Annotated in this window: 12 protein-coding genes; 9 read left to right on the forward strand and 3 right to left on the reverse strand. The window is 67.0% G+C overall.

The genetic code is table 11. The features are described from left to right. Window positions 1-126: 126 nt before the first annotated feature. The 5 genes from recF to ACTIFJ_RS13515 all read left to right on the forward strand — a co-directional run bounded on the left by recF (window position 127) and on the right by ACTIFJ_RS13515 (window position 6550). Window positions 127-1200, forward strand: a complete 1074-nt coding sequence (gene recF / locus ACTIFJ_RS13495) for a DNA replication/repair protein RecF (protein ID WP_439534634.1) — start codon at window positions 127-129, stop codon at window positions 1198-1200. Window positions 1201-1311: 111 nt separating this feature from the next. Further along, window positions 1312-2937, forward strand: coding sequence for a SulP family inorganic anion transporter (locus ACTIFJ_RS13500; RefSeq protein WP_439534644.1), 1626 nt, complete (start codon window positions 1312-1314; stop codon window positions 2935-2937). Continuing rightward, on the forward strand, window positions 2934-3572 hold the full coding sequence (locus tag ACTIFJ_RS13505; protein ID WP_439534635.1) for a carbonic anhydrase: 639 nt from the start codon (window positions 2934-2936) through the stop codon (window positions 3570-3572). Before ACTIFJ_RS13500 ends, ACTIFJ_RS13505 begins: the two co-directional genes overlap by 4 nt. Before the next feature lie 73 nt (window positions 3573-3645). Beyond that, complete coding sequence (gene gyrB / locus ACTIFJ_RS13510; RefSeq protein ID WP_439534636.1) at window positions 3646-6051, forward strand: DNA topoisomerase (ATP-hydrolyzing) subunit B; 2406 nt, start codon at window positions 3646-3648, stop codon at window positions 6049-6051. Between the two features lie 73 nt (window positions 6052-6124). Continuing rightward, window positions 6125-6550 carry an RrF2 family transcriptional regulator gene (locus ACTIFJ_RS13515; protein ID WP_439534637.1) on the forward strand — a complete coding sequence of 142 codons (426 nt, stop codon included), beginning with the start codon at window positions 6125-6127 and terminating at the stop codon, window positions 6548-6550. On the opposite strand, the gene ACTIFJ_RS13520 is transcribed toward ACTIFJ_RS13515, so the two are convergent. Both ACTIFJ_RS13520 and mscL read right to left on the reverse strand, forming a co-directional pair. Then, on the reverse strand, window positions 6551-7000 hold the full coding sequence (locus tag ACTIFJ_RS13520; RefSeq protein ID WP_439534638.1) for an META domain-containing protein: 450 nt from the start codon (window positions 6998-7000) through the stop codon (window positions 6551-6553). Between the two features lie 12 nt (window positions 7001-7012). Further along, window positions 7013-7453 (reverse strand): large conductance mechanosensitive channel protein MscL, encoded by a 441-nt coding sequence (mscL, locus tag ACTIFJ_RS13525; RefSeq protein ID WP_439534639.1) that lies wholly within the window; start codon window positions 7451-7453, stop codon window positions 7013-7015. Between the two features lie 120 nt (window positions 7454-7573). Here mscL and ACTIFJ_RS13530 point away from each other — a divergent pair, with 120 nt between their 5' ends. The 3 genes from ACTIFJ_RS13530 (at window position 7574) to ACTIFJ_RS13540 (ending at window position 9737) form a co-directional block, all read left to right on the forward strand. Beyond that, the gene (locus tag ACTIFJ_RS13530; RefSeq protein ID WP_439534640.1) at window positions 7574-8173 is read left to right on the forward strand and encodes a LemA family protein; all 600 of its coding nucleotides are present in this window, start codon (window positions 7574-7576) and stop codon (window positions 8171-8173) included. Between the two features lie 110 nt (window positions 8174-8283). Beyond that, window positions 8284-9054 (forward strand): TPM domain-containing protein, encoded by a 771-nt coding sequence (locus tag ACTIFJ_RS13535; protein ID WP_439534645.1) that lies wholly within the window; start codon window positions 8284-8286, stop codon window positions 9052-9054. Further along, a complete protein-coding gene (locus ACTIFJ_RS13540; RefSeq protein ID WP_439534641.1) occupies window positions 9054-9737 on the forward strand; it encodes a TPM domain-containing protein in 684 nt (227 codons plus the stop codon). The genes ACTIFJ_RS13535 and ACTIFJ_RS13540 overlap by 1 nt, the downstream gene beginning before the upstream one ends. A gap of 52 nt (window positions 9738-9789) precedes the next feature. Here ACTIFJ_RS13540 and ACTIFJ_RS13545 read toward each other — a convergent pair whose 3' ends face one another. Further along, entirely contained in the window at window positions 9790-10107 is a 318-nt protein-coding gene (locus ACTIFJ_RS13545; protein WP_439534642.1) for a YMGG-like glycine zipper-containing protein, read from the reverse strand. Between the two features lie 164 nt (window positions 10108-10271). Between ACTIFJ_RS13545 and ACTIFJ_RS13550 the strand changes: the two genes are divergently transcribed. Beyond that, on the forward strand, window positions 10272-12062 hold the full coding sequence (locus ACTIFJ_RS13550) for a DUF885 domain-containing protein (protein ID WP_439534643.1): 1791 nt from the start codon (window positions 10272-10274) through the stop codon (window positions 12060-12062). Window positions 12063-12131 lie beyond the last annotated feature (69 nt).

A 12131-nucleotide genomic window follows, 5' to 3' on the forward strand; every position in this document is an offset into this window, starting at 1 on the left:
GATGATAGTCCTGCAGGATAAACCCAATAATTGGGGTCTGGGGCCTGCGGCCCCAGCCGCCGGAGGCCCTTTCCCTTACCACCGGAGGCACTAGCGATTGCCTGCGGCGCTGCGTAGGGAGGGGCCATGGTGGCCGTGACCCGATTGGCGCTGACCGATGTGCGCTCTCACGCGGCGCTGGCCCTGGAGGCGGGGCCGGGGCTGGTGGTGATCACCGGCGACAATGGCGCGGGCAAGACCAACATATTGGAGGCGGTGAGTTTGCTGGCGCCGGGGCGGGGCTTGCGCGGGGCGGCGTTGGCCGAGGTGGCGCGCAGCGAGGGGCCGGGGGGGTTTGCGATATCGGCGAGGGTTGTGGGCGCTGCGGGGGAGGTGACGCTGGGGACCGGGGCGCTGGCCGGGGCGCCCGAGCGGCGAGTTGTGAAGATCAATGGGGCGGCGCGGCCGGCGGCAGCGCTGGCCGAATGGCTGGCGGTGGTGTGGCTGACGCCAGCGATGGACCGGCTGTTCGGCGAGGCGCCGGCCGGGCGGCGGCGGTTCCTGGACCGGCTGGTGCTGGCGCTTTACCCGGACCATGGCCGGCAGACACTGCGCTATGAGGCGGCGATGCGGGCGCGCAACCGGCTGCTGGCGGCGGACGGCGCCGATCCGGGCTGGCTGGCGGCGCTGGAGGCGGCGATGGCCGAGCATGGCGCGGCGATAAGCCTGGCGCGCGCGGAGACAGTGACAGCGCTGGCCGAGCGGCTGGCGGGGATGCCGGTGGACGGCTTTGCGCGGCCGCTGATCGCGCTGGATGATGCGACGCCCGATGACCTGGCGGCGGCGCTGCGGGCGGGGCGGGGACAGGATACTGCGGCGGGGCGGGCGCTGGCCGGGCCGCACCGCGCCGATTTGGCGGTGATCCATGCCGGCAAGAACCAGCCGGCGGCGCTGGGATCGACGGGCGAGCAGAAGGCGCTGCTGATCGCGCTGGTGCTGGCCCATGCCGAGCTGGTGCGGGACCGGCGCGGGGCGGCACCGCTGATGCTGATGGACGAGATCGCGGCGCACCTCGATGCGCGGCGCCGGGCGCGACTGTTCGAGCGGCTGGCCGTGACCGGGGCGCAGGTGTGGATGACTGGAACTGATCCGCTGCTGTTCTCGGAGGCTGGCCCGGCGACGCGACTTACGTTGGCCGGTGGTAATCTCGGGACAGGATAATCTGTATCATTGCGCACTGCGGCATTTTTTGCGCATAAGGGAGGAGGAACGGGCCTGGAGACAGGTGCCGCGGGAGGGAACAATGTTCGGATGGAAAGCATGAGAGCCATTATGGGCGCCTGGCGCACGGATCTTCCGGCGTCGATCGTGGTGGCCCTGGTGGCCCTTCCGCTCTGTCTGGGCGTGGCCGTTGCATCGGGGGCGCCGCCCCTATCCGGCCTTATTGCGGGCATCATGGGCGGACTTGTCGTCGGCGCGCTGAGCCGCTCGGCCCTTTCCGTTTCCGGTCCTGCAGCCGGTCTGACGGCGATCGTTTTCACCGCCATCGAGACATTGCCAACCTATGAGGCGTTTTTGCTCTCTGTCTGCCTGGCCGGACTGATGCAGCTGATATTTTCGGTGTCGCGCGGCGGCTATCTGGCGGAATTCGTGCCATCTTCGGTGGTCATCGGGATGTTGTCGGCGATCGGATTGATCCTGATCCTGAAGCAGCTTCCCTATGCGCTCGGCTATATCGGCGATTATGAGGGCAGCAACGAGTTCTTCCAGCGTGATGGCAGCAACACGTTTACCGAACTGCTCAACATCCTGAGCCGCGACATTGCCCATGGCGCGCTGCTGATCGCGCTGGCGAGCCTGGCGTTCCTGTTCTGGTGGGACAAGAACAAGCCCAAGGAAGGGCCGCTGAAGCTGCTGCCGGGGCCATTGGTGGTCGTGGTCGTCGCCGTGCTGGTCAACACGCTTTATATTGCCGCGGCGCCGACGCTGGCGGTGCCGGCGAACCAGCTGGTTCAGCTGCAGGTGACGTCCGGATTCGATGAATTGGCCGGGCTGCTGCGCTTCCCGGATACCGGGCAGATCGGCAATACGGCGGTGTGGACGGTGGCGCTGACGCTGGCGATTGTCGCCAGCCTCGAATCGCTGCTGAGCATCAAGGCGGTCGACGAGATCGACCGCAAGCGCCGCGTTACCGACAAGAACCGCGAGATGTTGGCTCAGGGCGTGGGCAACTTCGCCTCGGGGCTGGTCGGCGGGCTGCCGGTGACCAGCGTGATCGTGCGGTCTTCGGCGAATGTCGAGGCCGGCGCGGACAGCAAGCTGTCGACGATGCTGCATGGCTTCTGGCTGTTGCTGATGGTGGTGCTGATCCCGACGATCATCAACCTGATTCCGTTATCGGCACTGGCGGCGATCCTCATTCAGACCGGCTACAAGCTGGCCAAGCCCAGCCTGTTCATCGCCCGCTACAAGCAGGGCTACACGCAGTTCATCCCCTTTGTGGTGACGGTCGTGGCGATCCTCTTCACCGATCTGCTGATCGGGATCGGGATCGGGCTCGTGGTCGGTTTCGGCTTCGTGATTGCGCGCAATTTCCGCACGGCGATCAGCTATGTCGAGCGGCAGGGTATGGTGATGGTGCGGGCGCGGCGCGACCTTTACTTCATCCACAAGCCCCAGCTCCAGGAGGCGCTCAGCCGGGTGCCCGACGGTGCCGAGTTGATCATCGACCTGTCCAGCACCAGCTTTGTCGATCTCGACAACATCGACATCATCAACGGCTTCATCAAGGGCGCCCCATACCGCGATATCAGGGTGTTGCTGAAGGGCGACGCGGCGGGCCGAACGGCACCGCTGATCAATGCGCCGCAGCTGGGTGTGCAGGATGACGTGGCCTCGATGAGCGACGGTGCCCGGGCCGCGCTGCAGGGCGCGGCGCTGCGGGGAGCCGGGGCATGACCGAGTACAAGCAACTGATCCTCGCCAACATGGCGTGGCAGGTCGAGAAGCAGCAGGACGATCCCGAGTATTTCAGCCGCCATGCCGGCCCCGAGAACCCGATGTTCCTGTGGATCGGCTCGTCGGACAGCCGGGTGGTGCCGGAGCGGATCACCCGTTCGCCGCCGGGCAGCCTCTATATCCATCGCAACCTCGGCAATCTCGTCTCGGAGAGCGATCTGAACCTGATGGCGGCGGTGGAGCATGCGCTTGTCGACCTGAAGGTCCGGCACATCATCGTCTGTGGCAATTATGGCTGCCTGACGCTGGGCCGGGCGCTGCGCGGTGATGCCGACGACGTGATCGACCAGTGGCTGGCGCCGGCGCGCGAGGTCTATGACCGGCATTTCGAGGAAATCGATGCAATGCCAGACCCCGAGAGCCGGCTGTCGCGCTTCGTCGAATGCAATGTCCGCGACCAGCTGGTGCGGCTGGCGCGGTCGGCGCCGGTACAGTCGGCGTTTGCGCGCGGGCAGGATGTGAAACTGCACGGCTGGGTCTATGACCTGCGCGACGGGCTGATCAAGCCGCTGATGGAGATCGATTCCTCGACCGACCTCGACGGCGTGCCGCGGCCGGAACGCGTCCTGATGTGAAACGCTGGCCGGAGACGGCCGGCGGCATCACTTCTTCCTGTAATATTGCCGGCCGCCTCTCTATAGAGTGGGCATGAACGACAAAACCAGCAACACCGACTATGGCGCCGATTCGATCCAGGTGCTGCGCGGACTAGAAGCCGTGCGCAAGCGGCCGGGCATGTACATCGGCGATACCGATGACGGCTCGGGCCTGCACCACATGGTGTTCGAGGTTTCGGACAATGCCATCGACGAGGCGCTGGCCGGCTATTGCGACAAGATTCTGATCACGCTCAATGCCGATGGCTCGGTGAGCGTCACCGACAATGGCCGCGGCATCCCCACCGGCATCCACAGCGAGGAGGGCATCTCGGCCGCCGAGGTGATCATGACCCAGCTGCATGCCGGGGGTAAGTTCAACAATTCGGACGACAATGCCTATAAGGTCTCGGGCGGGCTGCACGGCGTCGGCGTGTCGGTGGTCAATGCGCTGTCCGAATGGCTGGAGCTGACGATCTGGCGCGACGGGGCCGAGCACTGGATGCGCTTCCGCCACGGCGAGGCCGAGGCGCCGCTGAAGCAGACCGGCAACGCCGATGGCCGGCGCGGCACCCGCGTCACCTTCCTGCCGTCGCCGGCGACGTTCAAGATCATCGAGTTCGATTTTGCGCGGCTCGAGCATCGCTTCCGCGAGCTGGCGTTCCTCAATTCGGGCGTGCGACTGGAGCTGGTCGATGCCCGCCATGCCGAGGAGCAAAGGGTAGAGCTATTCTACGAGGGCGGGATCGCGGCGTTCGTCCAATATCTCGATCGCTCGAAGACGCCGCTGGTTCCCGCCCCCGTGGCGATTAATGGCCGGGCCGGGGACATCGGCATCGATGTCGCGCTGCAGTGGAACGACAGCTACCATGAGCAGGTGCTGTGCTTCACCAACAACATCCCTCAGCGCGATGGCGGCACCCATCTCGCGGCCTTCCGCGCCGCGCTGACGCGGACGCTCAACAATTATGCCGAGAAGTCCGGGCTGCTGAAGAAGGAAAAGGTTAGCCTGACCGGCGACGACATGCGCGAGGGGCTGACCGGGATCGTCTCGGTCAAGCTGCCGGACCCGAAATTCTCGTCGCAGACCAAGGACAAACTGGTCTCGTCCGAGGTGCGGCAGCCGCTGGAGAGCCTGATCGCCGAGCGGCTGGAGATCTGGCTGCAGGAAAATCCGCCATCGGCGCGCGCCATCGTCTCCAAGATCATCGATGCGGCCGCGGCGCGCGAGGCGGCCAAGAAGGCCCGTGACCTGACGCGGCGCAAGGGCGCGCTCGACATCGCCTCGCTGCCCGGAAAGCTTGCAGACTGCCAGGAGCGCGATCCGGTCAAGTCCGAGCTGTTCCTGGTCGAGGGTGATTCGGCCGGCGGCTCGGCCAAGCAGGGGCGCAACCGCCAGTTCCAGGCGATCCTGCCGCTGAGGGGCAAGATCCTCAATGTCGAGCGGGCGCGGTTCGACCGGATGCTGTCCAGCCGCGAGATCGGCACGATGATCCAGGCGCTGGGCACCGGCATCGGCCGCGACGAGTTCAAGCTGGAGAAGCTGCGCTATCACAAGATCGTCATCATGACCGACGCCGATGTCGACGGCGCGCATATCCGCACGCTGCTGCTGACCTTCTTCTATCGCCAGATGCCCGAGCTGATCCGGGGCGGCCATCTCTTCATCGCCCAGCCGCCCCTGTACAAGGTCGCGCGCGGCCGGTCTGAGGTCTATCTTAAGGACAATGCGGCGCTCGAGGATTATCTGATCGATACCGGCCTGTCCGGGTTGGTGCTGGAGACGGCGGCGGGACCACGCGGCGACGGCGATGTGCGGGCGCTGGTCGAGCATGCCCGGCGCTTCCGGGCGCTGATGGACTATGTGCCCAAGCGCTACCTCGCAACGGTGATCGAGGCGCTGGCGCTGAACGGTGCGCTGGCCCCCGACATTGCCGCCGAAGCAGCCCGCACCGCAGCAGCCGGCAGCGCTGCCTGGCTGACCGCCGCCGACGGCGAGGGCGCGATCTGGCATGCCGAACCTGGCGCCGAAGGCGGCTATGTCTTGAAGCGGGATTGGCGCGGCGTCACCGACCATCATGTCATCGATGCCGGCTTCCTCGCCTCGCCCGAGGCGCCGCGGCTGCACGCGCTCGCCGCACAGGAGGCGGCGACCTATATCGGCACCGCCAAGCTCGGCGAGCGGCGGATCACCCGCCCGTCCGAGCTGCTGTCGGCGGTGCTCGATTCCGGGCGCAAGGGCCTGTCCATCCAGCGCTACAAGGGGCTGGGCGAGATGAACGCCGAGCAGCTGTGGGAAACCACGCTCGACCCGGCCGCGCGCACGCTGCTGCGAGTGACGGCGGACGAAGCCGACCTCGCCGACGACATCTTCTCCAAGCTGATGGGCGATGTGGTGGAGCCGCGCCGAGCGTTCATCCAGGACAATGCGCTGAACGTCGCCAATCTCGACGTCTAGCGACGGGGCCGAATTTATCCCCCAGTCACATCATGGGGTTGCCCTGCGGGACCCCTGTGCATAGGGTCCGCCGATGCTGACCCAGCGATCCCGCTATGCCCTGCGCGCGCTGATCTTCCTGGCGCGGGCCGATGGACTGGTGCCGGTCCCGATCTCGATGATCGCCGCCGACCAGAAGCTGCCGCGCAAGTTTCTCGAAATCATCCTGCTCGAACTGAAGAATGGTGGGCTTGTGCTCAGCTATCGCGGCAAGATGGGCGGCTACCGGCTGGCGCGGCCGGCCGACGAGATCAGCTTCGGCGAGATCATCCGGCTGATCGAGGGGCCGCTGGCGCTGGTGCCCTGCGTGTCGGTGAGCGCCTATCAGCGCTGTTCGGACTGTTTCGAGGAAAGCGTCTGCGCCATCCGCAAGGTGATGCTGACGGTGCGCGACCAGACGGCCGCCATCCTCGACAACACTTCGCTCGCTGATCTCTCGCTGGAGCGGCTGGCCGCTTGATCAGCGTTCGCGGCGGATCTTGATGATCCGGCCGTCGGGCGACTTCAGCAGCGCCGCCCCGGTGCCATCGAAGCTGAGCGTCGTCACCGCCTCCAGCGTCGACAGAAATTTCTGCTCCATGTCCATCAGCGCCGGGGCGCAGGCCATCTTGGTGGTGATCAGCGGCCCGAAGCGGACGGTGGTGCCGGTCTGGGTCCAGCTGCCCGAATAGCGGTTGCAGGCGGCACGGCCGGCGACGCGGCTGGTGCCCTGGTCGCCGGGGTCGAAATTGAGGTCGATCAGGGCATTGTCCATAACCCCGCCGCCGTTCAGGTCCTCGACCAGCCATGGCCCGCCTTCGAGGCTGCCGGCGAGCGGCGGCGGATCACCCTTCATGACGCGCGCCACGTCCTTGGTGGCACAGGCCGCCAGCAGCAGCGCTGCGGCGAGGGTGAGGCTGGTGCGGATCATGGCGGGCATCCTTCAGGGCCGGCGAGCCTTCAGCTCATCGCGGATCTCGGCGAGCAGCGCCTCGGTGGGCGTCGGCGCCGGCGGCGCGGCCGGCGCTTCTTCCTTGGGCTTCATCGCCCGGTTGGCCAGCTTGACCATCAGGAAGATGACGAAGGCAATGATCAGGAAGTTGATCACGGCGGTGAGGAAGCTGCCATAGCCGAGCAGCGGCACGCCGGCGGCCTTGAGCGCCGCATAGTCACTGAGGCTGCCGGCGTAATCGGCCGGAATCGGGCCGAGCCGGACGAACAGGCCGGTGAAATTGACCCCGCCGGTGAGCAGCCCGATGACCGGCATCACCAGGTCCTGGGTGAAGGAGGTAACGATGGCGCCGAAGGCCGCGCCGATGATGACGGCAACGGCCAGATCGAGAACATTGCCCCGGGCAATGAACGCCTTGAATTCCTGCAGCACGGCGGTCCCCTTTGAAATCGTCCGGGACGCACTATCTTGTCATCAAGGCGACGGGGTCAATCCACTATCGACAGCTTGTCGCCCGCCGTTCGTCTGATGTCTGAACATGAAAGGACCGCCATGGCTGCCACGCTTCGCACCCCTGCCCGGCTTGCCCTCGCTGCCAGCCTTGCGCTGGCGCTTTCGGGCTGCGGCATCAACAGCATTCCGACCGCCGAAGAGAATGTGAAGGCGAAGTGGGGCGATGTCGAGAACCAGTACCAGCGCCGCGCCGACCTGATCCCGAACCTCGTCAACACGGTGAAGGGCTTCGCCACCCAGGAGCGCGAGGTGCTGGAGGCGGTGACCAAGGCGCGCGCCAGCGCCAGCCAGGTGACCGTCGACCCGACCAAGCTGTCCGATCCGGCGCAGATGGCGGCGTTCGAGCAGGCGCAGGGCCAGCTCGGCAGCGCGCTCGGCCGGCTGCTGGTGACGGTGGAAAAATATCCGGAGCTGAAGTCGAACGAGAATTTCCTCCAGCTCCAGTCCCAGCTCGAAGGCACCGAGAACCGGATCGCCGTGGCGCGGCGCGACTACAACCAGTCGGTGCAGACCTATAACACCGAGATCCGCACCTTCCCGTCGATCATCGCTGCCAAGGTGATCTATGGCGCCCAGCCGATCGCGCCGTTCAAGGCGACGACCGCCAACGCCGAAACCGCCCCGACCGTCAATTTTTGATGGCGGGGCAATCGCCCGATGAGAGATCAGGCGACAAGCATCGCGCCCGCTACAGCAGCGAGGCGCGGCTGAGCCGGCTGGCGCTGATCCTCGCCGCCGTGCTGGCGGTGATGTCGGCGATTTTCGGCTATGCCAGCGAAAGCCGGGCGCAGCCGGCGTTTCCGCCGCTGACCGGCCGCGTCACCGATGCCGCCGGGCTGCTGCCGGCCGATGTGACGGCGCGGCTGGAGGCGCAGCTGAAGACGCTGGAGGACACTACCGGCACCCAGCTGGTGGTCGCCACCGTGCCCGATCTCGGCGGCTATGAGATAGAGGATTATGGTTATCAGCTCGGCCGCGCCTGGGGGATCGGCCAGAAGGATACCGACAATGGCGCGATCCTGCTGGTCGCGCCGAACCAGCGCAAGGTACGGATCGAGGTCGGCTATGGGCTGGAGGGCACGCTGACCGATGCGCTGACCTCACAGATCATTCGGCGCGCGATCATTCCGCGCTTCAAGGCCGGGGACATGGCCGGCGGCGTCGAGGCCGGCGCCGCCGAACTGATCGGATTCCTGCAATTGCCGCCTGAAGAAGCGGCAGCCGCGGCGCTGGCCGCCCGGCAGAACCAGGCTGAGGAGGATGCGCCGAACCCGCTCGCGGTCGGCCTGTGGGTGCTGATCATCCTGGCCTGGATGTTCTTTGCCGTGGCGCGCGGCAAGCGCGGGCGCCGGCGCGGCCGCGACGTCATCTGGGGCGCCGGGATCGGCGGCGGCTGGGGCGGGGGCGGCGGCTGGGGCGGCGGCGGCGGTTTTGGCGGCGGCGGCGGCTTTGGCGGCGGGGGCGGCTTTGGCGGCGGGGGCGGCGGCTTCGGCGGCGGCGGATCGTCGGGGAGCTGGTAATGTTGTTCACCGATGCCGACCGGGCGCGGATCAGCGCCGCCATTTCAGAGGCCGAGTCGAGAACCTCGGGCGAGATCGTCGTCATCGTCTCGACGACGCCGCACCGCTATGCGTCCAGTGCACTGACCATCGCCAGTCTCGCGGCACTGGCGCTGCCGTTCACCGCCGTGCTGTTCGGCTGGTCGCCGGCCGACCTGCTGCCGGACTGGGAGACGATGAACTGGGACACGATGAGCGCCGAGGCGCATGAGCGGCGCAGCCTCGAAGTGCTGATTATCATTCAGGCGCTGCTCTTTGCCGGCGTGCTGGCGCTCGGCTGGTTCACGCCGCTGGCGCGAGCGCTGACGCCGCAGGGGCTGCGCCGCGACCGCGTCCATGCCGCCGCCCTTTCCCAGTTCCGGGCGCGCGGGCTGGAGGCCACCGCCGGGCGAACCGGCGTGCTGCTCTATATCGACGAGCCGGACCATATCGCAGAAGTGATAGCCGATACCGGCATCTTCGCCCGGGTGTCGCCAGACCATTGGGCGGATACCGTGGATGCACTGATCGACGGCATCAGGGCCGGCAAGCCGGCGGACGGGCTGGTGGCGGCGATCGGGCTGGCGGGTGCGGTGTTGAGCCAGCATTTTCCGGCCGGGACGGAAAATCGCAACGAGCTGCCCGACCATCTGATCGAGATATGAAAAAGCCGCCGCCGGCCGGGATCATGCCCGGCCGGCGGCGGCCTTGTAGTCGTTAGCGGCGCGAATACTGCCGGCGGCGGCGATTGTCGTAGCGATATTCGCCGCGATCATCATAATAATAGCGCTGGCCGGCGCGGTCCTCGTAGCGATTGCGGTCTTCGGTGACGATTCCGAGCACGGCGCCCGCCGCGGCACCGATTGCCGCGCCGGTCACCACATTGCCGCCTGTAACGGCCGCAACGCCGGCACCGCCAGCCGCACCGATGGCACCGCCGGTGACCGCTCGCGACGGCCGGCGGTCGCCATAACGATCCGTCGTGCAACCGGCGACGGCAAGGCTGGCGCCGAGCATCAGGCTCATCATGGTCATGCTTTTCATTACGTGTCTCCGGACATTGATTCGGAAGGTGAACGCCGCATCACCGGCGTTGTTCCGCCGTTGGCGAGGCACTCACCTGTCAGGACACGCTGCCAGGGTTTGCATGAACGGGCGTTGACCGATAGCGATGGCCGTCCTGACCGTGCGGAGTTGCCATGCGTTTCCTGTTTCCCCTGGCGGCCGTTGCCGCTGCTGCGATCGTCGCCACGCCCACCTTTGCCCAGCCCGTTGAAAGCCCGTCGGCGCGGCTGCGCGCGCTGTTCACCGCCTCCGACGAGGCCGGGCTCAAGCGTAATCCGTTCGACGCGCTCTTCCGTGGCGACATGCGCTATGCCGACCAGTTGGGCGATTTCTTCAGCGATGCGGCGCTTGCCGCGGAGCGGGCGGCGGTGGAGAGCGACCTCGCCAGCCTCGCCACCATCGACCGCGCGGCGCTGACGCCGGCCGAGCAGATCAGCTTCGACGTGTTCAAATGGGACCTCGAGAATCGCCAGCGTGGGCTGGAGCCTGAGATCGTCGCGCTGACCAGCGTGCGGCCGCTCGACCATTTCAACGGCATCCACACCTTCATCCCCGAGCTGCATTCGGGCGACAGCGCCGTCACCTACAAGACCCTCGACGACCATCGCAACAGCCTCAGCCGGCTGGCGACCTTCGCCTTCCAGATCGACATGGCCATCGCCCGCTTCCGCCAGGGGCAGGCGCGCGGCATCGTCCACCCGCGGCTGATCGTCACCAACATGATCGACCAGCTCGATACCATGCTGACGGGCGGCACCGAGGCCTCGGTGATGATGAAGCCGATCGCCAGCCTGCCGGCGGGCCTGTCCGCCGAAGAGGCCCGCGCGCTGCGCGCCGACTATACCCGGATCATCGGCGGCGAGGTCAACCCGGCGCTGGCACGGCTGCGCGCCTATCTGAAGACCGACTATCTGCCCGCCGCCCGCGACAGCGTCGGCCTCGGCGCGCTGCCCGGCGGCGACCGGCTCTACGAACAGCTGATCACCAGCAACACCACCACGACGATGACCGCCGACGAGATCCACGCGCTCGGCCTGAGCGAAGTGGCGCGCATTCGTGCCGGCATGGAGGCGGTGAAGGCCCGCACCGGCTTCAAGGGCGACCTGCCGGCCTTCTTCCGCTTCCTGCGCACCGACCCGCGCTTCCAGCCCAAGAGCAAGGAAGACCTCGCTGCGCGCTTCAAGGCCGTCGGCACCCATGTCGACGCCCGTGTCGGCGCGCTGTTCAGCCTCATCCCCAAGGCGCCGCTGCGGCTCAGCCCGGTGCCCGCAGCCTCGGAGAAGACCTATGCCGCCGGCGCCTATCTGCGCGGCACGCCCGACGGCAGCCGGCCCGGCACCTTCCTCTACAACACCTATGACCTGCCCTCGCGCACCACCCCGCGCATCGAAACCCTCTACCTCCACGAGGCGATCCCCGGCCACCATTTCCAGATCAGCCTCGCCCAGGAAGACGAGAAGCTGCCGCCGTTCCAGCGCTTCGGCGGCAATACCGCCTATATCGAAGGCTGGGCGCTCTACGCCGAAAGCCTCGGGCCGGAACTCGGTCTGTTCAAGGACCCCTATGCCCTGCAAGGCCATTATGACGACGAGATGCTGCGCGCACTCCGCCTCGTCGTCGATACCGGCCTCCACGCCAAGGGCTGGAGCCGCGACAAGGCCATCGACTATATGCTCGAGAACAGCGCCACCAGCCGCACCGAAGCCACCGCCGAAGTGGAACGCTATATCGCCTACCCGGGTCAGGCCCTCGCCTACAAGATCGGCGCCCTCACCATCCGCCGCCTGCGCACGCGCGCCGAACAGGCACTCGGCCCGAAATTCGACATCCGCGCCTTCCACAAGCAGATCCTCGAAGACGGGGCGCTGCCGCTGACCGTTCTGGAGGCGAAGATCGGGCGGTGGATCGAGGGGCAGAAGGGATAGCCTCCGGCGGCTGGGGGCTTGCCCCCAGACCCCATTGATCGGGTTCACGCACATGGGGCGACCGTTGTC

This window comes from Polymorphobacter sp. (genome assembly GCF_051860865.1).
Taxonomy (GTDB): Bacteria; Pseudomonadota; Alphaproteobacteria; order Sphingomonadales; family Sphingomonadaceae; genus Sandarakinorhabdus.